This window comes from Frigoribacterium sp. NBH87, assembly GCF_014217665.1.
In the GTDB taxonomy this organism is placed as follows: domain Bacteria; phylum Actinomycetota; class Actinomycetes; order Actinomycetales; family Microbacteriaceae; genus Frigoribacterium; species Frigoribacterium endophyticum.
This window is the reverse complement of sequence record NZ_CP043650.1, coordinates 668,155-689,808: the sequence shown is the minus strand read 5'-3', so window position 1 is coordinate 689,808 and position 21,654 is coordinate 668,155. Positions and strand designations below refer to the sequence as shown.

At 69.3% G+C, this 21,654-nt stretch carries 19 protein-coding genes, 1 tRNA gene and 1 pseudogene; 13 read left to right on the top strand and 8 right to left on the bottom strand.

Annotated features, from left to right (window positions below; genetic code table 11):
• Positions 1-869: 869 nt before the first annotated feature.
• The 9 genes from F1C15_RS03195 (at position 870) to F1C15_RS03155 (ending at position 10,057) form a co-directional block, all read left to right on the top strand.
• Positions 870-1,982: a prephenate dehydrogenase gene (locus F1C15_RS03195; protein ID WP_185234023.1), complete on the top strand. Its 1,113-nt coding sequence runs from the start codon at positions 870-872 to the stop codon at positions 1,980-1,982.
• Positions 1,983-2,119: 137 nt separating this feature from the next.
• Positions 2,120-2,797: a (d)CMP kinase gene (gene cmk, locus F1C15_RS03190; RefSeq protein ID WP_056056002.1), complete on the top strand. Its 678-nt coding sequence runs from the start codon at positions 2,120-2,122 to the stop codon at positions 2,795-2,797.
• 8 nt (positions 2,798-2,805) lie between these two features.
• The gene (gene der / locus F1C15_RS03185) at positions 2,806-4,314 is read left to right on the top strand and encodes a ribosome biogenesis GTPase Der (protein ID WP_056055401.1); all 1,509 of its coding nucleotides are present in this window, start codon (positions 2,806-2,808) and stop codon (positions 4,312-4,314) included.
• Between the two features lie 142 nt (positions 4,315-4,456).
• On the top strand, positions 4,457-4,789 hold the full coding sequence (locus F1C15_RS03180) for a hypothetical protein (RefSeq protein WP_185232920.1): 333 nt from the start codon (positions 4,457-4,459) through the stop codon (positions 4,787-4,789).
• Positions 4,786-6,594 (top strand): hypothetical protein, encoded by a 1,809-nt coding sequence (locus F1C15_RS03175; protein WP_185232918.1) that lies wholly within the window; start codon positions 4,786-4,788, stop codon positions 6,592-6,594. Before F1C15_RS03180 ends, F1C15_RS03175 begins: the two co-directional genes overlap by 4 nt.
• 71 nt (positions 6,595-6,665) lie before the next feature.
• Complete coding sequence (locus F1C15_RS03170) at positions 6,666-7,124, top strand: hypothetical protein (RefSeq protein WP_167259369.1); 459 nt, start codon at positions 6,666-6,668, stop codon at positions 7,122-7,124.
• Between the two features lie 107 nt (positions 7,125-7,231).
• Positions 7,232-7,726: a hypothetical protein gene (locus F1C15_RS03165; protein WP_370543625.1), complete on the top strand. Its 495-nt coding sequence runs from the start codon at positions 7,232-7,234 to the stop codon at positions 7,724-7,726.
• 182 nt (positions 7,727-7,908) lie between these two features.
• Positions 7,909-8,361, top strand: a complete 453-nt coding sequence (locus F1C15_RS03160) for a MarR family winged helix-turn-helix transcriptional regulator (protein WP_185232917.1) — start codon at positions 7,909-7,911, stop codon at positions 8,359-8,361.
• A gap of 190 nt (positions 8,362-8,551) precedes the next feature.
• Complete coding sequence (locus F1C15_RS03155) at positions 8,552-10,057, top strand: MATE family efflux transporter (protein WP_185232916.1); 1,506 nt, start codon at positions 8,552-8,554, stop codon at positions 10,055-10,057.
• Positions 10,058-10,214: 157 nt separating this feature from the next.
• Here the strand turns inward: F1C15_RS03155 and F1C15_RS03150 are convergent, their stop codons facing one another.
• From F1C15_RS03150 to F1C15_RS03135, 4 genes are all read right to left on the bottom strand, one after another.
• Complete coding sequence (locus F1C15_RS03150; RefSeq protein ID WP_255465460.1) at positions 10,215-11,129, bottom strand: ABC transporter permease; 915 nt, start codon at positions 11,127-11,129, stop codon at positions 10,215-10,217.
• Positions 11,126-12,193, bottom strand: a complete 1,068-nt coding sequence (locus F1C15_RS03145) for an aliphatic sulfonate ABC transporter substrate-binding protein (RefSeq protein ID WP_185232915.1) — start codon at positions 12,191-12,193, stop codon at positions 11,126-11,128. The genes F1C15_RS03150 and F1C15_RS03145 overlap by 4 nt, the downstream gene beginning before the upstream one ends.
• An 84-nt stretch (positions 12,194-12,277) precedes the next feature.
• Positions 12,278-13,096: an ABC transporter ATP-binding protein gene (locus F1C15_RS03140; protein ID WP_185232914.1), complete on the bottom strand. Its 819-nt coding sequence runs from the start codon at positions 13,094-13,096 to the stop codon at positions 12,278-12,280.
• Positions 13,097-13,166: 70 nt separating this feature from the next.
• Positions 13,167-14,096, bottom strand: a complete 930-nt coding sequence (locus F1C15_RS03135) for an HNH endonuclease (RefSeq protein ID WP_185232913.1) — start codon at positions 14,094-14,096, stop codon at positions 13,167-13,169.
• 152 nt (positions 14,097-14,248) lie between these two features.
• Here F1C15_RS03135 and F1C15_RS03130 point away from each other — a divergent pair.
• Positions 14,249-14,325: transfer RNA gene (locus F1C15_RS03130), tRNA-Pro, on the top strand.
• 638 nt (positions 14,326-14,963) lie between these two features.
• Positions 14,964-15,119 (top strand): hypothetical protein, encoded by a 156-nt coding sequence (locus tag F1C15_RS03125; RefSeq protein ID WP_185232912.1) that lies wholly within the window; start codon positions 14,964-14,966, stop codon positions 15,117-15,119.
• 676 nt (positions 15,120-15,795) lie between these two features.
• Here F1C15_RS03125 and F1C15_RS03120 read toward each other — a convergent pair.
• From F1C15_RS03120 to F1C15_RS03110, 3 genes are all read right to left on the bottom strand, one after another.
• Positions 15,796-16,422: an HNH endonuclease gene (locus tag F1C15_RS03120; protein WP_185232911.1), complete on the bottom strand. Its 627-nt coding sequence runs from the start codon at positions 16,420-16,422 to the stop codon at positions 15,796-15,798.
• Positions 16,419-17,858 (bottom strand): AAA family ATPase, encoded by a 1,440-nt coding sequence (locus F1C15_RS03115; protein ID WP_185232910.1) that lies wholly within the window; start codon positions 17,856-17,858, stop codon positions 16,419-16,421. Before F1C15_RS03115 ends, F1C15_RS03120 begins: the two co-directional genes overlap by 4 nt.
• Positions 17,859-18,260: 402 nt before the next feature.
• Positions 18,261-18,800, bottom strand: a complete 540-nt coding sequence (locus tag F1C15_RS03110; RefSeq protein WP_185232908.1) for a GNAT family N-acetyltransferase — start codon at positions 18,798-18,800, stop codon at positions 18,261-18,263.
• Positions 18,801-19,074: 274 nt separating this feature from the next.
• On the opposite strand from F1C15_RS03110, the gene F1C15_RS03105 reads away from it, so the two are divergent.
• The gene (locus tag F1C15_RS03105; RefSeq protein WP_219731564.1) at positions 19,075-19,701 is read left to right on the top strand and encodes a G5 domain-containing protein; all 627 of its coding nucleotides are present in this window, start codon (positions 19,075-19,077) and stop codon (positions 19,699-19,701) included.
• Positions 19,702-19,836: 135 nt separating this feature from the next.
• Here F1C15_RS03105 and F1C15_RS03100 read toward each other — a convergent pair whose 3' ends face one another.
• A complete protein-coding gene (locus F1C15_RS03100) occupies positions 19,837-19,989 on the bottom strand; it encodes a hypothetical protein (protein ID WP_185232906.1) in 153 nt (50 codons plus the stop codon).
• Positions 19,990-20,310: 321 nt separating this feature from the next.
• Between F1C15_RS03100 and F1C15_RS03095 the strand changes: the two are divergent.
• Positions 20,311-21,575: pseudogene (locus F1C15_RS03095) on the top strand (ABC transporter substrate-binding protein); the annotation flags it as partial.
• Positions 21,576-21,654 lie beyond the last annotated feature (79 nt).

The window sequence follows — 21,654 nt, the reverse complement described above, 5'->3', positions numbered from 1 at the left end:
GGCTTCGTGTCGCGCGACGACCGTGGCTCGCGTCCTGAGCGCGGGGGCTTCGTCTCCCGCGACGACCGTGGCGGTGCGTCGCGGGGCGGCGACCGTCCGCTGAGCGCCGGTGAGGAGCGCGCGGCGGGCTACCCGAACCGCGACGCGAACCGCGACCCGCGCACGGGCCGTCCCTCCGGCGTCCGCGCCGGTGGCCCCGGAGCCGGCCGCGGAGGCCGCGAATACCCCGTCCGCGACGACCGCACGGGCGACCGCGGCGGGTACCAGGGTCGTGACGACCGCTCGGGTGACCGTGGTGCGCCGTCGCGGGGTGGGTACCAGGGGCGTGACGACCGTGGCGGCCCCTCGCGCGGCGGGTACCAGGGTCGCGACGACCGTTCGGGCGACCGTGGTGCGCCCTCACGGGGTGGGTACCAGGGTCGCGACGACCGTGGCGGCCCCTCGCGTGGCGGGTACCAGGGCCGTGACGACCGCTCGGGCGACCGTGGTGGCTACCAGGGTCGTGACGACCGTGGTGGACCGTCGCGGGGTGGCTACCAGGGTCGTGACGACCGTGGCGGGCCTTCGCGCGGTGGCTACCAGGGTCGCGACGACCGCTCGGGCGACCGGGGCGGCTACCAGGGTCGTGACGACCGTGGCGGGCCCTCGCGGGGTGGGTACCAGGGTCGTGACGACCGTGGCGGGCCCTCGCGCGGCGGCTACCAGGGCCGCGACGACCGTGGCGGCCGTGACGACCGGCGCGACGACCGCGGCGGCGACCGTCCGTACCGCGGCCGCCCCGACGGCGACGGCCGTGGGCCCCGGGGAGGCGGCCGGTCGTGACCGACCCGACCCGCGACTCCTCGACGCTGCCTGAGCCGGCGACGGCGGTGACCGTCGGCGACCTCGTCGACGGCAGCCGCCGCCTCGCCGGCCAGGTGCGCGTCGTGGGCGCGGGCCTGCTCGGCACCAGCATCGGGCTGCGCCTGCGCCAGCACGGGGTGGACGTCGTGCTCGACGACGTCTCGCCGTCGGCGCGCGCGCTCGCCGTCGACTACGGCGCCGGCCGCGTGCCCGCCGACGACGACGCCCCCGTGCTCGTCGTCGTCGCGGTGCCGCCCGACGTCACCGCCGAGATCGTGCACCGCGAGCTGCAGGCCCACCCGGAGGCGCTGGTCACCGACGTCGCGTCGGTCAAGGGCCTGCCCCTCGACGAGCTCGTCGCGCTCGGCGCCGACGTCTCGCGCTACATCGGCTCGCACCCCATGGCCGGGCGCGAGCGCGGCGGGGCCGTCTCGGCCCGCGCCGACCTCTTCGTCGGCCGCCCGTGGGTCATCGCCGGGCACGACGACATCAGCTACCGACGCGCGGCCCTCGTCGAGGACCTCGCGCTCGACCTCGGGGCGACCCCGATCGAGATGACGCCGGAGGAGCACGACGCCGGCGTCGCCCTCGTCAGCCACGTGCCGCAGGTCGTGGCGAGCCTCACGGCGGCGCGTCTGCGCGACGCGCCCGACGCCTCCCTCGCCCTGGCCGGCGGCGGGGTGCGCGACGTCACCCGCATCGCGAGCAGCGACCCGGCCCTGTGGGTGCAGATCCTCGGGGCGAACGCGCCGCGCGTCGCCGCGGTGCTCCGCGAGCTGCGCGACGACCTCGACGGCGTCGTCGCGGCGCTCGACGCCCCCTCGGCCCCCGGCGCGCGTCGCGCCGTGGCCGACCTCATCGGAGCCGGCAACGCCGGCGTCTCACGGCTGCCCGGCAAGCACGGCCAGTCGACCCAGTTCCGCTCGGTGGTCGTCATGGTCGACGACACGCCGGGCCAGCTCGCCCGCCTGCTCACCGAGATCGGTGAGATCGGCGTCAACCTGGAAGACCTGCGCCTGGAGCACTCGCCCGGCGCGCTGGTCGGACTCGCGGAGGTGTCCATCGTGCCCGAACAAGAAGACCGGCTCGTCGCCGAGCTGCAGCAGCGCGGCTGGACCGTCGTCGGAGGTGTCGCGTGAGCGCCACGGACGGCGGCGCCGGTGCCGACCTGACCGGTGCCGACCTCGGGGTGGAGCGCTCGCCGGGTGAGCACGGCGTCGGCGGCCCCGCCGGCGAGGCGCACACCGCCGAGCTGCGCGACGAGACCGCCGAGGCCGTGCACCGCCACGTCGTCGTCGCCGTCGACGGCCCCGCCGGCAGCGGCAAGTCGAGCGTCAGCCGCGCCTCGGCGATCGCCCTCGGCTTCGACTACCAGGACACCGGCGCCGCCTACCGGGCCTTCGCCCTGCACGCCCTGCAGACGGCCGTCGACCTCGACGACGCGGACGCGATCGTGGGCGCGCTGCCCTCGTTCCGGTACGCGATCGAGATCGACCCGCACCGCGCCTCCTCGGTGACCGTCGACGGCGTCGACGTGACCGACGAGATCCGCACGCCCCGCGTCACCGGCGCCGTCAGCCACGTCGCGAAGGTGCCGGAGGTGCGGCGCTACATGGTCGACCTCTTCCGTCGCGTGATCGCCTCGACCGACAAGGCCGGCATCGTCACCGAGGGCCGGGACATCACGACCGTGGTCGCGCCGGACGCCCAGGTGCGGATCCTGCTGACGGCGAGCGAAGAAGCTAGGATGGCCAGGCGTTCAGCCGAGGTCACCGGGCAGAGCGCCGAGGAGACCGCTCGGCAGCTCTCGACCCGCGACCGGCTCGACAGCAAGGTCGTCGACTTCATGACCGCCGCCCCCGGCGTCTCGACGGTCGACTCCACCCACCTCGACTTCGACCAGACCGTGCAGGCCGTGGTCGAGCTCGTGCAGACGAGCACCCCCACTTCCTAGGAGCCTCCATGGCAGACGACGACAAGTACCCCGCGCTCGACGACTCGATGGTCGAGCGGATCCAGACGATCCCCGACGAGGACGCCGAGCAGCGCGCCCGCGCCCTCCGCGCCGGCCTCGCCGACTACGAGCTCGACGACACCGACCTCGACGTGCTCGACGGCGGCGAGTGGGACCCGAACGCGCTCACCTACGCGCCGGCCCTGCCGGTGCTGGCGATCGTCGGCCGCCCCAACGTCGGCAAGAGCCAGATGGTCAACCGCATCCTCGGCCGCCGCGAGGCCGTCGTCGAGGACAAGCCCGGCGTGACCCGTGACCGCGTGTCGTACAAGGCCGAGTGGGGCGGGCGCCGCTTCACCCTCGTCGACACCGGCGGGTGGGAGCCCGGCGCGATCGGCATCGACCGGTCCGTGGCGCTCCAGGCCGAGATCGCCGTCGACCTCGCCGACGCCGTGCTCTTCGTCGTCGACGTCAACGTCGGGGCGACCGCCACCGACGAGGCCGTCGTGCGCATGCTCCGTGCCTCGCACAAGCCCGTCATCCTCGTCGCCAACAAGAGCGACGACGCCCGGAAAGACCTGGAGGCCGCCGCGCTCTGGTCGCTCGGCCTCGGCGAGCCCTTCCCCGCGTCGGCGCTGCACGGCCGTAACGTGGCCGACCTGCTCGACCTGGTCATGACCAAGCTGCCCGCCGTCTCGACCGTCGCGAAGGAGGAGATCGGCGGCCCCCGCCGCGTCGCCATCCTCGGGCGCCCGAACGTCGGCAAGAGCTCTCTGCTCAACAAGGCCGCGGGGGAGGAGCGGGTCGTCGTCAACGAGCTGGCCGGCACCACCCGTGACCCGGTCGACGAGCAGGTCGAGATCGCCGGCCGCGTGTGGACCTTCGTCGACACGGCCGGCATCCGCAAGCGCGTCCACCTGCAGCAGGGCGCCGACTTCTACGCGTCGCTCCGCACGTCGGCGGCGCTGGAGAAGGCCGAGGTCGCCGTCGTCGTCATCGACGTCACCGAGCAGATCTCGACGCAGGACCTCCGCATCATCGACCTGGTGCTCGAGTCGGGCCGCGCGCTCGTGCTCGCCTTCAACAAGTGGGACCTCCTCGACGACGACCGCCGCCGCTACCTCGAGCGCGAGATCGAGCAAGACCTGGACCACGTGTCGTGGGCGCCGCGCGTCAACATCTCGGCCCGCACCGGGCGCCACCTCGAGAAGCTCGTGCCCGCCCTCGAGCTCGCGCTCGACTCGTGGGACACCCGCATCCCCACCGGCAAGTTCAACGCCCTGCTCGCCGAGCTGGTCGCGGAGCACCCGCACCCGCTGCGCTCGGGCAAGCAGCCGCGCATCCTGTTCGGCACCCAGGCGGCCAACCGCCCGCCGACCTTCGTGCTCTTCACGACCGGCTTCCTCGACCCGCAGTACCGTCGCTTCATCACGCGTCGCCTGCGCGAGATCTTCGGCTTCGAGGGCACGCCCATCACGGTGAACATGCGGGTGCGCGAGAAGCGCAAGCGCCCCTGACCGGGCGGCCTCCGGGCCGTTCCCCTCACAGCCGCTGGAGCACGACGCCCGGTGTGGACCCCGTCCACGCCGGGCGTTCGTGTTGCTAGGGTCGTTCGTACGTCACATGACGTATATCGACGACGATGTGAAGGGCTGCGGCATGACGACAGGGGTGAGCGTCGATCTCGACGCGCTGGGCGAGATGGCCGAGGTGATGGCGCACGCGCGCGACGACCTGCCCTTCTCCCACCAGCTGACGGGCGACTGCACGGCGGCGCTCGGCTCGGGCGAGGTCGCGGCCGCCCTCGTGGAGGTGAGCCGCCACCTGGCGCGCCGGGTCGACCGCCTGGTCGCGGCGATCACGGACGCGGCGCGGCTGCCGCGCCGCTTCGCGGAGGAGCTGCGGGCGGTGGACGAGTCGCTGGCGGGCGTGGCGGCGGGCACGGCGGGCGTGGCGGGCACGGCGGGAGCGGCAGGGGGCGGTCGACGGTGACCGGGCACGAGGGCGACCCCGGGCGGGGTGACGCCGGCGAGGTCGAGCGGCTCGCGCGCCGGCGACGGGAGAAGGTCGACGACCTCGACCTCGGGCGCTACCACGCGGTGCGCTGTGGCGAGTGGGCGGCGACCTCGTGGCAGGCCGAGTCGGGTCGTGCCTTCGTCGCGGAGGCCGAGGCGATCGTGCGGGAGCTCGACGTGCTGCTGTCGACGGTCGACGAGCACGGTGCCGCCCTCGAGGGCTACGCGAGGGAGCTCGTCGACATCGCCGCCGCTCAGCGGCTGCTCGAGCAGGCGCGGGCGAGGGCGGAGGAGGCGCGGGACGACGCGTCGGCCACCCTGGTCGTCCTCGAGGCAGAGGCCGAGCTGCGGGTCGATCTGCCAGGGGTCTCATCGCCCGCCGATCACCGGCACGTCGAGCGGTCGGCCCTCGAGCGGCGGATCGTCGACGCGGTCGCCGAGCTCGGCGTGGTGGGGCGACGGTGGGCCGAGCTCGTCGACCGGCGGCGGGCCGCCGACCACCGCCTCCTCTCGGCCCTGCACGGCGGGGGAGCGGTCGGAGCGCTCGTCGAGGCCGCCGACGCCGCCCGCGGCGTCACGAGCCCGGAGGGTGCGCTGGGGGTCGTGACGGGGCTGACGCCGTTCGAGCTGGCGTCGCTGCTGGCCGACGTGCCGCTGCTGGCCGTGCTCGTCGGCCAGGCGTCGCCCGAGGAGGTGCGCGGCTGGTGGGAGTCGCTCGGCGTCGACGTCGCGCTCGACGAGGACGGCTTCTCCGCGGCGCAACGGGCGCTGCTGGCGGGGGCGCCCGGCCTCTTCGGCGCGCTGGACGGCCTGCCGCCGAGCGCGCGGGTCCGGGCCAACGGGATCGCCGCGCGTCGACAGATCGCCGAGAACGAACGGACGATCGCGGGGGTGCTCGACGACCCGGAGCGAGGTGCCGTGATGGACGGGCTCGTGACGGCGCTGCGGAGGGAGAACGAGTACCTCGCGCGTGCCGCGGCGGTGCCGCCGGCGGTGCAGCTCTACACGTGGGACCGCGAGGGCGACCGCATCGTCGAGATGGTCGGCGACTGGGAGGCTCCGCCCGAGCGCGTCTACACGTACGTGCCCGGCACGTTCTCGGAGATGACGGGGTTCTGGGCGGAGAGCGGGGGCACCCAGTCGGTGGGCACCTGGCTCGTCGAGACCGACTCCGTCGACAGCGTCGCCTTCGTCTACAAGGACGGCCGCTTCCCCGGAGGGGGCGGCGTGGTCGCCCCGACAGAGACGATGGGCCTCGTGCCCGGCCTGCTCGAGGCGAACGACCAGGGCTACGCCCGCGAGTCGGGAGACCGCCTGGCCGCCTTCCAGCGGGGCCTGCACGCCGACCCGCTCTTCCGGTCGGCGCCGCCCGTCGAGGTCGCCGTCGGGCACAGCTGGGGCCTCGCCGACGTGCTGGCCTCGGAGGTGGCCGGGGCCCGGTACGACCACGTGGTGTCGCTCGCGGGGGCGGGCGCCGTCGACGACTGGCAGCCCGACCCGTCGACCGAGTACGACTCGCTGCGCTACCGCGACGCCCTCGGGCTCGCCCAGGCGACCGGCGGCGTCTACGCGGGGAGGGACCCCCAGTCGATGGTGGTCTTCGAGGACCGGGTGTTCGAGAGCGACGGCGACCGCGCTCTCGAGCTCGGCTCGCCGGTCACGGAGTGGTTCGAGGTGCTCGCGGCCAACCACGGCCTCGTCGCGACGACCGAGGTCGAGAACAGGCTCGTGCTCGGTCAGCTGCTGGCGGAGCTCGAGCGCAAGGACGTGTGGCCCCGATGAGGGCGCTGCGCAGGTCGGTCGCGGTCGTCGCCGTGGCCTCGGTGGTCGCGGTGGCGACGGGAGGATGTTCCATGCTGACAGGGCCCCGTGCCGACCGGACGCCGGTGCCGATCTCGCGGCAGCCGCTCGCGGAGATCAAGGTCGACGTCAAGGCCGTCGAGGCCGACCTGGCCTCGTTCGTGCCCGCCGAGCTGGTGCTCGCCGTCGAGCCCGACACGAGCGGCGTCATCATGGACTGCTCGAACGGGGGCGTCTCGTGGGCGAGCCACACGACGGTGCGGGTGTCGCGGCCCCCCGACTTCGAGGAGATGGCCGAGCGCCTCCGGGCGACGTGGGCGCGCGCCTCCGAGTTCTCGGTCGTCGTCGGTGACCCCCGCCAGGCCGGCGACGGCTTCTACCTCGTGGGGTCGGGGGCGCAGAGCTACATGGTCGGCATGCTCGGCGACGTCGTCCAGATCATGTCGTTCGGGCCCTGCTTCGAGCTCGTGCCCGAGCGCGACGGCTACGCGTGGGACATCCGCGCGGAGTAGCGGGCGAGATGGTGCACGATGGGGTCGTGCGACTTGTGCGAGACGGCGTGGTGCGACCCCGGGAGGGTGCCGAGGCGACCACGCGGCTGAGCGATGCGGCCGATGAGCTGTGGCGGCGCCTCCGGCTGGACCGCCTCGCGGGCGGGCGGCAGGCGAGCTACGTCATCCACGAGGACATGCGGGAGCACCCGCGCACGGTGCGGGCGTTCATGGGCATCCGCTGGCTGCTGCTCGCCGAGACCGTCGTCGGCCTCACGGCGATCTTCATCGCCGCCGTGCTGACGGCCCGCGGGGAGCACGTGCCGTGGGCGGTCTGGTTCCGGTCGACCGTCGTGCTCTTCCTCACCGCGACGCTCTACGTCTTCGCCTGGCGGGCGCAGCTCGGCTGGTGGTGGGCCTACGCCCGGCTGAGGCTGTTCAGCCGCATCTTCCCGATCGTGACGCTCGTCGTCGCGACCATCCCCGGGCTGTACCCGTTCTGGATGGTCGTCGAGCAGATCGTCTTCTCGCTGATCATGATCGGGATCGGCGACCTGCTGACCAGCGACCACATGCGCGAGGCGTTCCCGCGGCCGGCGAAGGGCGGGCGTTCTCGGGGATGAGGGGCGCTGGTCGGGGGCTGACACTGTTGTCGAACCTAGTTCCGGACAAAACACCCGGGCGCGCCGGAGTTCTTTGTCCGGAACTGGGTTCTACGGCCATGGGTGGGGATGCAAGGCGCCCCCGCCGGTGACGCCCCGGTCGGTCGTTGACAGTTAGATGACTAACAGTTAGAGTCCTGACCATGGAAGAACGCGAAGGCAGCCCTCAGGCTCCGGTCACCCCGCTCGGTCTCGTGCGGTGGATCACCTGGGCACAGCGCAAGGGCGGCGACGACTGGGTGCGCAGCCGCGACCTCAGCAGCGAGCAGGCCTTCGTGCTCGGGTGGCTGGTCTCGGCGCCCGGCGCCATCCAGCGCGACGTCGCCGCCGTGACCCGCACCAGTGCGGCGAGCGTGTCGAGCCTGCTCCAGGGGCTCGAGCGACGGGGTCTCGTCGAGCGCCGCGCCGAGGCGGGCGACGACCGCCGCAAGCGCGTCTTCGCGACCCCGGCGGGGGCCGAGCTCGTCTCGGGCTTCGCCGAGGCCATGGCCGAGGTCGAGGACCGCATCCTCGCCCCGCTCGACGACGACGAACGCGCCCAGCTGCTGGCCCTGCTCACCAAGGTCTCCTCGCAGCTGCCGCCCCTGACCCGGTGACCGCGGCGGTGCCGTGACCGGCACCGCGCCTCCTCGAGTTCCTCCTCGCCCCACGAGCCACCGAGCACGCACCTGATCGGGCGCGGTCGATGACGCGCGGCTCCGCCGTGCCCACCCACGCCTCACCTCACCCCCCGCCGTGCCGGCGCTCGTCGGCGTGCGCTCGAGCCTGCCCCGGAGAGGAGCAGCCATGAGCACCACCGACCCCGCCACCACCGACCCCACGGTCACCGACCCCTCGGTCATCCACTCCGCCACTACCCACCCCGACCCCGCCGTCGACCCGGGGGCCGACCCCGGCCTCGACGCCGGGGCAGCACCCGTCGCCGGGACCGACCGCTGGTACCTCGCGACGGCGCCGATCGTGCGGGCCCTCGTGCACCTCTGCGTGCCGATGGCCGCCGCGATGCTCGTCGGCGCCCTCTACAACGTCCTGAACGCCGGCTTCATCGGGTCCCAGCACGACACCGCGATGCTCGTCGCGGTGACCCTGGCCAGCCCGCTGCTCGGCCTCGTCATGGCCGTCGGCGGGGTGTTCGGGACGGGCGGAGGCGCGTTGATCGCGCGCCTGCTCGGTGCGTCCGAGAGCGACCCCGCACGGGCCGAGGAGATCCGCCACGTCTCGGCCTTCGCGCTCTGGGGATCGGTCGGTGTCGGCGCGGTGCTCGGGGCCGCGGGCCTCGTGCTGCTCGATCCGCTCGTCGCGCTGCTCGGCGCCGACGGCGCGGCGGTGCCCGAGACCACGACCTACGTCGGGGTGCTGCTCGCCTTCGTGCCGGTGCTCGCCGCGGCGTTCTGCCTCGAGCAGATCGTGCGCGCCGGCGGCCCGGCCCGCCAGGCCATGATCGGCCTCATCGTCTCCACGGTCGCGAACGTCGTCTTCGACGTCGTGTTCATCCTCGTGCTGCGCTGGGGCGTCGCCGGTGCCGCGCTCGGCCTGGGTCTCGCCAACGTGGTGACGATCGTCTACTTCGCCGTGTGGCTGAGCAGGAACGGCGAGCACGTCAGCCTCGCCCGACGGTGGTTCACGCTGCGGCGTCGTGTCACCGGGCCGGTCTTCTCGGTCGGGGCGAGCGAGCTGCTCCAGGCGTCGTTCCTCATCGTGACGTCGCTGGTGCTCAACACCCTGGCCGCGGCCTACGGCGAGGGCGCGCTCGCCGCGATGGGCGTCGCCGTCCGCATCGCCCAGGTGCCCGAGTTCCTCGTCATGGGCGTCACGCTCGGGGTGCTGCCGCTGCTCGCGTACGCGTACGGCCGGGGCGACGCGGCTCGTCTGCGGAGCGCGCTGCGCGCCTCCCTCACGGCCGTCGCCCTGGTGATCGGAGTCTTCTCGACGCTCGTCTTCGTCTTCCGTGAACCGGTCTTCGGGCTGTTCTCGGCGGACCCCTCGGTGTTGGGCATCTGCGTGACCGTCCTCGCGGCGCAGCTCGTCGCGGCGGTCGCGAACGGCTTCACCGGGCTGCTGACGTCGCTCTTCCAGGCGACGGGCCGGGCACTGCCGGCCATCGTGCTGTCGATGGCGCAGGGGGTGCTCTTCGTCCCGATCGTGCTGGTCGGCGACGCCGTCTTCGGGCTGGCGGGCATCGTCTGGTCCCTGACGGTCAGCGAGGTGCTCGTGCTCGTCGCCGGGGCAGTGATGTACCTGGCGACCCGCCGTGCGATCGAGCGGGGGCTGACCGAGGCCGCCGCGGCCTGAACGGCCTGACGTCGAACCTCGTTCCGGACAAGACACCCGCGCGCGCCGGGGTTCTTTGTCCGGAACGAGGTTCGACGGGCACGTGAGGCTGCGGGAGGCGCGGTGGCGGCGCGCGGGAGGGTGCGGGAGGCGCGGGTGCGGAACGCGGGAGGCGCGGCTAGCGCCAGCGGCGGAGCAGGACCCTCTGCAGGAGGTTCAGCACTGCGTCCGTCAGGGTGCCGAGTACGGCGAGCAGGATGATCGCGAGGAACATCCGGTCGACGCGGCCGTTCGCCTGCGAGTCGCTGAGCAGGAAGCCGAGGCCCATGGACGACGCGATCAGCTCGGCCGCGACGAGGAAGAGCCACGACTGCGCCAGTGCCAGCCGCAGCCCCGACACGAGCGACGGCAGCACGGCGGGCAGCTGCACCCGGGCGAAGAGGGAGACCGAGTTGAGGCCGTAGGCGCGGCCCGCCTCCACGAGGTGGGGGTCGACGTGCCGGAGCGAGCCGGCGACCGTGGTGAACACGGGGAAGGCCGCACCGATCGCGATCAGGGTGATCTTCGAGTCCTCGCCGATGCCGAGGTAGAGGATGAGCAGCGGCACCCAGGCCAGCGACGGCACCGCGCGCACCGCGGCGATCGACGGCGCGAGCAGCGCCTCGCCGACCCGCGACAGCCCGACCACCGCGCCGAGCACGAGCCCCACGACCGAGCCGACCGCGAAGCCGATCAGCACCCGCTGCACCGAGATCGCGACGTACTGGCCGAGCTGCCCGGTGCCGGCGAGCTGCACGCCCGCCGTCCAGACGTCGAGCGGCGAGGGGACCTTGTAGGCCGGGACGTCGCCGACCGTGGTGGCGAGCACCCACGCGAGCACGAGGGCGACGGGCAGGATCGCCCCGAGCAGTGCCAGGCCGCGGCGCCGGGAGCGGGCCGGTGCCGGGGTGCCGGCCCGCGACTCCTGCGAGCCCGACCGGGCCCCGGCACCGGACCCTGCAGCAGCGCCGGCGCGCGCGTCCGCGGCTGCGGCCTCGACGACGGCGAGCGACTCGGCCCGGCGGCCGTCGATCGGGAGCGACTGGTCGGTCACGACGCCGTCGCGGCCTTGGCGTAGGTGTCGTCGAAGAGGGAGTCGAGGGCGTCGTCGACGGCTCCCTCGGAGGCGACGTCGCCCGACTCGACGAGGATGGGCGCGACCTTCTCGAGCACGGCGCGCTGGTCGTCGCCGGGCACGGGGTCGACGTCGAAGTGGGTGCGCTCGAGCACGCTCGTCGCGACGGCGGGGTCGATGCTGGCGACCCCGGCGAGGATGTCGGCGGTCTGCTCGGGGTGTTCCTCGGCCCAGGTGCGGGCCTCCTCGTAGGCGTCGACGACGACCTGCGCGAGGTCGGGCGACTCGTCGAGGAACGACTCCGTCGCGTTGAGGAACCCGTAGGTGTTGAAGTCGACGTTGCGGTAGAGCAGCTTCGTGCCCGACTCGGCCTCGCTGGCGGCCATGATCGGGTCGAGCCCAGCCCAGGCGTCGACGCTGCCGTTCTCGAGGGCGGCGCGGCCGTCGGCGTGCTGGAGGTTCTGCACGGTGACGTCCTGCGGGCTGAGTCCGTTGGCCTCGAGCGCCTGCAGCAGGAAGAAGTAGGGGTCGGTGCCCTTGGTCGCGGCGACGGTCTTCCCCTTGAGGTCGGCGACGTCGGTGATCGCGCTGTCGCCGGGGACGACGAGGGCCGACCACTCGGGCTGCGAGTAGATGTCGATGGTCTTGATGGGGGAGCCGTTCGAGCGGGCGAGCAGGGCGGCCGAGCCGGCGGTCGAGCCGACGTCGACGGACCCGGCGCGCAGCAGCTCGTTGGCCTTGTTCGAGCCGGCCGACTGGGTCCAGGTGACGGTGACGTCGTCGCCGAGGGCGTCCTCGATGAACCCCTGGTCCTTCACGATCAGGCTCAGCGGGTTGTAGGTGGCGAAGTCGACGTCGAGGGTGTCGGCGCTCCATTCGGCGGTGCTCGCGCTGGCGTCGCCGCCGGCCGCGGCCGCTGCGTCGCCGTCGGAGTCCTCGCCGGCGACGCAGCCCGTGAGGGCCAGCGCCGCGACGGCCGTCATGCCGAGGGCCGCCAAGGAGGCGCGGGTGCGGCGCGAGGGGGAGGTGCGGTGGCGGGTCATGGTCGTCTCCGTGCTGTCGGGGGCGGGTCTGGTGGGGTGGTAGGGGTGATGTGGTCGTGGAGGGCCGGCCGGGGCGGTGGCCGGTCAGGCGGTCCGGGCGTGGGCGCGGTGGACGCCGAGGCCCTCGAGGAGCTCCTGCCGGAGGGCGGCGAGCTCGGGGGCGTCGCGGTCGCGGGGGCGGGCACCCGGGACGGTCACGATGCGCTGGACGCTGGTCGCGCCTCCGGTGCTCGCGGCGAGGTCGGCGAGCAGCACGACGCGGTCGGCGAGGTAGAGCGCTTCGTCGACGTCGTGGGTGACGAGGACGACCGTGGTCGGCAGGGAGGTGTGGACGTCGAGAAGCAGGTCCTGCATGCGGAGGCGGGTGAGGGCGTCGAGGGCGCCGAACGGTTCGTCGAGCAGCAGCACCGCGGGCTCGCGGGCGAGGGCACGGGCGAGGCTGGCGCGCTGGGCCATGCCGCCGGAGACCTCACGGGGGCGGAGGTCGCCTGCTGCTCCGAGCTGGACGAGGTCGAGGAGCTCGGTGAGGCGCGCCTCCTTCGCTGCCTTGCTCAGCGACGACCCGTCGGGCCGTCGACGGGGCAGGCCGAGGGCGACGTTGCCGCGGAGGGTGCGCCAGGGCAGGAGGCGCGGCTCCTGGAACGCGACCGCGCACCGCTGGTCGGTGGGCCGGGTGGTCTCGTCGGCGATCTGCACGGTGCCGACGTCGGGCTGGTCGAGCCCGCCGATCTGGCGCAGCAGCGTCGACTTGCCGCAGCCCGACGGGCCGAGCACGGCGACGATCTCGCCGGCCTGCACGTCGAGGTCGAGGGCGTCGAGCACGGGGCGCTCGCCGAAGCGCCTCCCGACGCCGCGCAGACGGATCGGCAGGGCCGAGGAGGCGCGGGTCGTCGAGGTGGGCATGTCACGACGGTAGGTGCGTGGTGGGTGTGTGCCTAAGGGCGGCGTAACCCGCCGCAACATGCTTCCCTGATCAGGGCCACTCGGCGAAGGCCGCTCGGGCCGCATCCGTTCGGTAGAACTTCCTCAGGGCCGCGGGGGAGGGAGAAGCGGGGAGATGCGAGAGGTCGTCCCGGGTGACCTGGAGGGCCTGCTTCGACACGGTCGGCGCGTAGGTGATCCGGCTGCCATCTGGCTCGATCCGCAGGAGGAAGGCGTCGAAGGCGATGTGATGGTTGAGGCAGAGGGGGAGCCCGTTCACGGCTTCGTCGGCGCCGCCGATGCTCTTGGGGATGAGGTGAGCGCCCTGGATGAGTCGAGGAGCGGCGATGTTGCAGAGGGCGCAGGTCGTGCCGTAGCGGTTGAGCACGTCGATCTTGAAGCGTCGTTGCTGGGTGCGTTGCTGAACGAGGCGAAGGGTCTGCGTGGGGAGCCCTCCGAAGAGGTCGACGTCGTGTTCCGAGTCGGGCAGCTCGTGGGCTGGGGCGAGGGGCAGGACCCCTTCGACGAAAGTGACGAAGAAGACGGCCTCGTCGTCGTTGAATCCCTTGACGTAGCCGAGGCGGACATCTTTGAGTCGCTCACGCAGGGCGTTAGGCGTCACGACGAAGAGGGGCAGGCCGAGCGACTGTGTGCGTTTGACGGATTCGATCTCGTTGCGGTCCGTGGCGGGAGGCCGTTCGGTGTTCGGGTAGTCATAGTCGAGCTGTTCATCGCTGAGATCATCGGCGTACGTGCGGCCGGTGTGTTTCAGGGTCAGAGCGACGCGGCCCGGCCCGCCGATGGTCCAGCCGCCGCTTCCATCGAAGAAGATGCCCGCTTGGCCGCCGTAGAGGCCGAGGGCGCGGACCGCGGACGGCTCGAGGCCGGTAGTGGTGCCGGTCTCGGAGCGCTGGCTCCACAGGGTCAGGCGTCGCTGATGCTCGCCTTGAGTCCACTCGGCGATCCCCACGAAGAAGATCATGACTCATGTATGCGGGATCTCGCGCATCACTCACGTCCCCAACTCGTGGCTCCGGCTGGGGGTGCACTTAGCACCCCTCGCGATCCGCTATGCTTGTCAGGTTGCCTCGGTCGGGGCAACACCAAGAACTCGGTTCTTCGGAATCGAATTCTCGGGCTGTGGCGCAGCTTGGTAGCGCACTTGACTGGGGGTCAAGGGGTCGCAGGTTCAAATCCTGTCAGCCCGACCAAACAAGGCCTAGGGGAAGCCGTTAATCGCTAGACTCCCAGCACGTCCAGATCGAAGGCCCCTCCAAAAGCCCTCAGAGAGCTTTCTGTTAGTTCGAATCACTTTCCCGGGTGGTCGACAGTCGAGAAGCGCTAATTGTCGGACCAGGGCCTTATGGACTCGTATAGGTACCAGGAATTTGGAGTTACGCGCACGCCGACAACGAACGACAGCAAGGCCGAGTTCTTTCTGTGGCGGATGCGTTTCTTAATGATTTCGCGGTGAGCACGCGTGATGATCTTGAGATGCTTGGTGATCGGAAGTCGCTCCAATGGGGGTGACATCTGGCGGGATCGCATTGACGCGGCACTTGGCCAGGTCCCATTCTTCGTGGCAGTTATTACAAATTTATTCGTGCGTAGTGACGAATGCTGTCGCGAGCTCCTTGCGTTCAATGGCGCCACCGCCGATGGCGCGCTAAAAAATTGACATGCCAATTCTATACATTCCCGTCGAGGGCCTCATGGGGGATTGCGACGACGAGGTCTTGCTCTCTTTGCACGAACGCAGTATTTCGACTTCACACATCTTCGCCTGCGTGGCCCCGATGATCCAGATCTCTTGCAGGCCGTAAATCATCTAACGCTAAGACTTCGAGACTTGGGAACCGAGGTCCCCACGGACGAGGTTGCTAGTGAATCCAAGCGTGAGACGGAGAGTGCTGACGACCTGCAGGCAAATCTCGAATTCATAGGTGAACGCCTCGAGGCCTGGATGCGCGGCGTCGAGTTCGACAAGGTCGCGGCGGCTCTCTGACGTCAAAGCCAACGCCGAGTTGGCTGATGACGAACCAACTTTCCACTAATACTCCTGTACGACGGATCGAGCGGGGTTGCGCAAGAGCACTTGCAGGCGCTCAGCGACGCCCGGTCAAAGCCTGCTGAGCTGCTGGACTTCGTCGGAGACGACCCCAGAGAGCGACTTTTGAGTGTCGGCCTGCCTGCGATCTAGGGTGAAACGGACGCTCGTCGACTGGAGTGAGCAGTCAGCTGTCCCCGTTGGCGGTAGACCGCCGGCCTGCCAGGGTGTCAAGGGGTCGCGGGTTCAAAACCAGTCAACCCGATCGCGGAATCTTAGAAGACACCCTGAACGCTCCGACCTTGCGTAGACAGGTCCGGAGCGTGCTTCGTTTAGGGCCACACTGAAAAGATCGACCGGCGGCCTCGTAACAGAAAGTACCCTGGGTTTTTCCCCGCTCACACTAACGTTCAATGACGCGGCAAAGCGTGGACACTTCGAGGGTCGCAGGGCCAGGGACTTAGATCGCGCGCGCATATTTACCTACAATCCTCGGTCAACGCCCCTTCCTGGGCGAGGGACAGGCAAAGTAGTCATTGTCAAAAGCCTGTGCTCTCTCCTTGTTCCGTTCACAATCTCGCACCATAGTGCTCTCAGCGCCGATTCCCGGCGGAAAGAGAGGCGCGTATCTGAATTACTTCATGTTAATAGGGCTCTTTTTTCGCCCGGCTAAGTACGACGACACTGCCATGGTGTACTCGCTGCTTTCAACAAACTCGACTATGAGGGCGTTAAGTCTGTCACGGATATAGTCAGACTCTGCACCGTCTCTTCGTCTACACAAGGATTCCAAGGCTTTTATCACCCTGTCCCTTGCCTCTATGCGTGCCGGGTGCATGAGATCTAATTCAGTTATAGTATACTCTCCCCTATCCGTTAGAGCATAAATCATCGGTCCAGCAAAGTAAAGGTGTTCCGAAATGTCGTCCTCGTAAGGATCAAGGAAAGGAAGTAGTTCGTTATATTTCGATCCTTTTGAACCGTTGCACCTTGAGCAGGCCAGTGTGAGATTGGACCATGTCAAGACGTGCTCCGGAAAAAGACTCTTCGGGAGCATATGCTCCACGTCGCCGAATGAGACGGCGAGAAACTTTGCCTCGCAGTAGGCGCACTTGCTCAGAGTTTCGGTCATCAATGTTGAACGAATCTCCTCGTGCGCCCATGGGCTGGTCTTGCCTCCCGAATTAATGAAGGACCGGGTCAGCATCTCGGCGCGCTCGGCGATGACGGTAGGAACTGGTCCCTTATTCAGGGGCCTCAATGGTCGCTACTTTCTCCGGAACCCTCAATGGAAGTCGCGACTGCCTCCGTCACATCCGGAATGCTGATATCCAGACCGGCAGCCTCGAGCGCTGCAATTAGTTCGTGAAGAGGTTTGTGTCCAGGTCCGGTTTGGAACTCGCCCAGAATCTGACCTAGCTCCTCCTCGGCCCAAACTGGCATTGTTACACCGACCCCTAAAACTTCGTCCAGAACGCTGTCTGCAGATAATGCATGTGTCCCCAGATCGATTTTCTCCGAGTACACCAGCCCTTTGTCATTGCGTCGGAGCGTGACTACGGAAGCATCTCTCGTTGATGTGACGACAAAAGGACTGTGCGTTGCAACGATAAAGTTGACGTTTGGAAAAGCCTGCATTAGTGCAGGTAGCAGCGTCCGCTGCATCGAAGGATGAAGATGGTTTTCTGGTTCATCGAAGCAGACCGTGAATGCATCTGGGGAGTCAACGGCGTGCAGATAGATTTGCCATACCAGACTTACTATTGCGGCGATACCTCCGGATGCCGCCTCGAGGGCGAAATCACCGCTCTTAGTTCGGATTATAAGCTCCCCCTGGTCTACCACCAGACCTAAAAATTCAAGGCTTGCGGGGAAAGTTCGACGTAAAACTTCCTGGAAACCATTCCAAACCTGAGCGGCTCGGGGGTCTCCAACCACCATTGAATTACCCTCACCGTATAGAGCTGCCGCGACCAGCGCCTCCTTGATAAGTAAGCTGGGGCTTTTAACTAACTGGTGGGGTATCCAGATATTTCGCAGTTGCTGCTTGTAAGCATCTGCAATCTCCCTTGCCGAGTTGAAACGTGGAGGAATGGATTCGAGACGCTGATAGGGTCCAATGACGCGTTGTGCGTCTAAATAAAGCCCAGGAATACTTCGATAGGGTGCCAACTCTGGATGAAAGAACGGCTCGTTAGAGCCATCCCATTGCCTGAGCCCGACCTTCGTGCTTGCACCCGATCGAAGCCGGATGACACCGATCTGTTCAAATTCACCCGTTGGGCGGCGTCGACCTTGGCGAAATTGGAATCCTGTCTCGTCCCTGATGGGTGTTCCTAAAAAGGGAACAATTTCGCCAAAAGATTGGCCTATAAGGTGTAGTAGCGAGGTCTTACCCGTTCCATTTTCTCCAGTCAGAATGGTGAGGCGGGATGAAAGGTCAATGTCTATGCTGGCGAACTGCCGCCAGTCGCGGATGATGAGGTTAGTGAAAGTCTCTGTTTCGTCGTCGGGCGACATATTTGACGGTGAGCCGTAAACCGAATAGAAATAACTGTAGAGACGCTCGGTCGTTAGGTCGTCGAAATTTTCGCTAGGGTCGACGTCGTCTCCGATGACGAACGCAATTTCCGACGCCAGTTTCTCTGGTGTGAGATTGAACTGAGACGCGAGGTCATCCAAGACTTGTTTCGACATGCGTCTCACCGTAGTTCTTATCCAATGACTGATGGACAATTGGTCGAGTCAAAGATCAAGAAAGATGGCCGTGGCCCCTCTGTAGGCGTTGATCGTGGTTGGACTAGCGTCTGCGATTCCGGCGACGCTTGGGGCAAGTCGGTGTCGTCGATCCCTTAGGCGAGCGTGTGGGCCACCGCATCCCGTAATGTTCTTCCGCGAACGGGACCTGATCAGCTTGGGGTATCTGCTCACGTGTCGCGGCGAGTCGGTAGCGAATTTAGTCATTCGACGAGTCGAGCGAGTAGCTGGAGCGCTTCTTGTTCGCGACTGCCGGAGTGGTTCTGAACGCGCCACGGACGAGTCGTTGGCAAAAATGGCGCCACTGCGGTCTGATGGTTCGTCGGCGGGTCCTTCCGACTTTTATAAAAGCCCTGTACGCAGGCCGGCGACGGGGCGCGACCAGGCGCCCTCGCGGGCGAGCTGGCCGGTCGCGCGGAAGAGCTGCACCTGGTGCGTGTCGGGGAGGGCCGCGGCGAGGGTGTCGCGGTCGGCGGGGGTGAAGCCGAGCTTCTGCCAGAAGGGTCCGGAGCGGCGAGAGAAGAGCCAGGCGTGGTCGGCTCCGGCCGCGGCGGCCTGGGCGAGGGCGTGGCGAGCGAGTCGGGACCCGGCACCGCAGGTGCGGCCGGTGGCGGCGCCGGCGATGCTGCGGATCAGGGCGTGGGCGCCGTCGGCGCTCGACTCATAGCCGGTGCTGCCGACGATCGTGCCGGTGGGGTCGCGGTCGATCCAGAGGTGGAGGCGCGGTGACGCGGCGTCGAGACCGGCGAGGGTGAGGTCGGCGGCGGCCAGGAAGGCGCGGAGGTCGGCGAGGTCGGTGGCTGCGGCAGTGCTCGGGGTGGACGCGACGTTCGGGGCTGCCGCTCCGGTGGTCTCGGTGGGGGAGACGCGGACGAGGGGCATGGGGTCGATTCTGTCGCGCGATCGTGATGCTCGACACCCGGGGCCACACCGCACGGGGGTGAACTGCACCCTGCTGCGCTCGGCTGCTTGTGCGCCGCCAGCAGGCGCGGCCGGCGGTCGCCGTCGACGCCTCGTCGCGGGTCGGGACCGTTGAACGACGATCTGTTGGTGGTCGTCGCGACCGGACTCGTAAGGGGGGTTCTCGCCGCCGCCCTTTTTGGGTGAGGATCACTCGGGACGTCATCGTGGTGTCCGTCAGATCCGGGGGCTTTCGATGACGAAGCGACGAACGACGAACGCGATGGAGAAGCTCGCGGTCCAGGGGGCTGCTGTGACTGTGGGGCTCCTGCTGGTCTTGGGGCTCACAGGGTGCGGCGACGCGGCGCAGGCCGAGGGCGATCGGGCTGGCTCGGCCATCCATGTGTCGCCGTCGCCGTCTCCGACTCCCGTCGTCACGGTCGAGCAGGAGGACGTCACCGAGGTCGTGCCGTTCGACGCCGTCTCGGTCGACGACGCGACTCGCGACATCGGTCAGGACGCTGTCACCGTCACGGGCCAGAACGGGTCGATGGTCCTCACGTACGACGTGACCTACACGAACGGCCTCGAGACGTCACGGACTCTCGCGGGTCAGTCCGCCGTCGTTGCGCCTGTGCAGCAGGTCACGAGCGTCGGCACCCGTGTTCCCTACGTCGCCCCGGCACCCGTCGCTGCCCCAGCCCCCGCCGCATCCGGCTGTGACGCCAACTACTCGGGAGCGTGTGTGCCCGTGGCCTCGGACGTCGACTGCGCGGGGGGCAGCGGGAACGGGCCGGCTTACGTGCAAGGCCCGGTGACGATCGTGGGCAGCGACGTGTACGACCTGGACCGCGACGGGGACGGCATCGCGTGCGACCGATGAGGCGCGTCTAGTTGTTGCGTCCACGCGGAGGGCTTAGTCAGCGATGACGCGGGGCGGCTCGTGCTCATGACCTGAGTGACGGAGGAACCGCGATGAAAGGGCGGGAGGTGAGCGAGCTCACCTCCCGCCCTTCGTTCACATGCGGGCGCAGCTGCCGCAGAGCGGCCAGTCGTTCTTGCCAGGGCGCTTATTGGCGGCGGGGATCCGCTGGCCGTTCGGGCAGTTGTCGAAGACGTGGTGCACGTCAGGGTCGGTCTGGATGATCGAGTAGTACGGCGAAACTCGCACGGGTGACTCCTTTGTCTCGGCGGGTGGCAGGGTTGCCGCCCATCAGAACGCTACGAGCGACCACTGACAATGCCTCAGGTACATGGTCGCGCTCGTCCCGGTCGGCGTGACGTGACCTGGCTGCGCCGAGCCCGTGTAACGACTGCGTGAAGCTTCGGGGGCTGGAGGGGAGGGCGCGGGGCACGCCGGAGGCTCGTGCCTGCGGGGATCGCGGGGTGCAGAGTGCGCAGCCCACCCGCGCCTCCGGGGCTCCTGCGGCCTCGCCGCCGGCTCGACCTTCCCCTATCGTTCACCCGAACGATAAACGGAAGGCCATCCCGAATGACACCGATCGTCCCCGAACACCACCCCGAGAGCAGAGACGCCCGCGGCCCGAGCCGGCGCTCCGTGATCGCCGGCGCCGCCGGGCTCGCCGGGCTCGGCCTGCTCACCCTCGCCGGGTGCACCCCCGCCCGCAGCACCCCGACCATCCCCGAAGCCGCCGCGACGGGCACCGCCAAGAGGGGCGGACGCCTCCGCATCGCTCGTCCGGCCGCCTCCGCCGCCGAGACCCTCGACTCCGCCAGCTCCCTCTCGGCCTACGAGTACCTCGGTGCCCTCTACAACCGCCTCGTCAAGCTCGACGAGAAGGGCGTCACCGTCCCCGACCTCGCCGAGGAGTGGTCCGCCACCCCCGACGGCGTCACCTGGACCTTCCGCCTCCGCCGCGGCGTCACCTTCCACGACGGCCGACGCTTCACTGCCGCCGACGCCATCTACTCGATCGAGCACATCCTCGACCCCGCGACCGCCTCGCCCCAGGGCGAGGTGCTCGCCGCCATGATCGGCCCGGGCAGCATGAGCGCCCCCGACCCGCTGACCCTGCGCTTCGAGCTGCTCACCGCCAACGCCGAGTTCCCCTCGCTGCTGACCGCGTACCAGTGCTACGTCATCCCCGCGGGCAGCGCCGGTGAGATCGGCACCACCGGCATCGGCACCGGCCCCTTCAAGCTCAGCACCTTCGAGCCCGCCGGCACCGGCAGCGTCGAGGCCTTCGACGACCACTTCGCCGGACGGCCCGTGCTCGACGGCATCGACTTCTACTCGATCCAGGACACCACCGCCCGCGTCAACGCCCTCCTCGCCGGCCAGATCGACCTCATCTCGCAGACCAACCTCGACTTCGCCACCGCCCAGGTCGTCAGCGCCTCCAGCACCGCCACAGTCGCCCGCTCCGCCAACGCGCAGTGGTACACGATCCCGATGCTCCACACCTCCGCCGAGTTCAGCGACCCCCTCGTGCGCCAGGCCATGAAGCTCGCCTACGACCCCCAGGCCATCGTCGACACGGCCCTGCAGGGGACCGGCAGCCCCGGCTGGGACAACCCCGTGCCTCCCACCCAGGCGGTCTGGCTCGACGAGCAGCGCGCCTACGACCCGAGAAAGCCAAGGCGCTTCTCAAGCAGGCCGGCCGCGAGGGGTTCCGCACCGAGATCTACACGTCCAGCTACGAGTCGGTCTTCACCCCCATGGCCGTCGCCTATCGCGACCAGGTCAAGGAAGCGGGCATCGACCTCGTCGTGCGCAACGCCTCCTCCGACTCGTACTACACGCAGATCTGGATGCAGAAGCCCCTCATGGTCAGCTACTGGTTCACCGGGCGACCCATCGACCAGCTGCTCAACC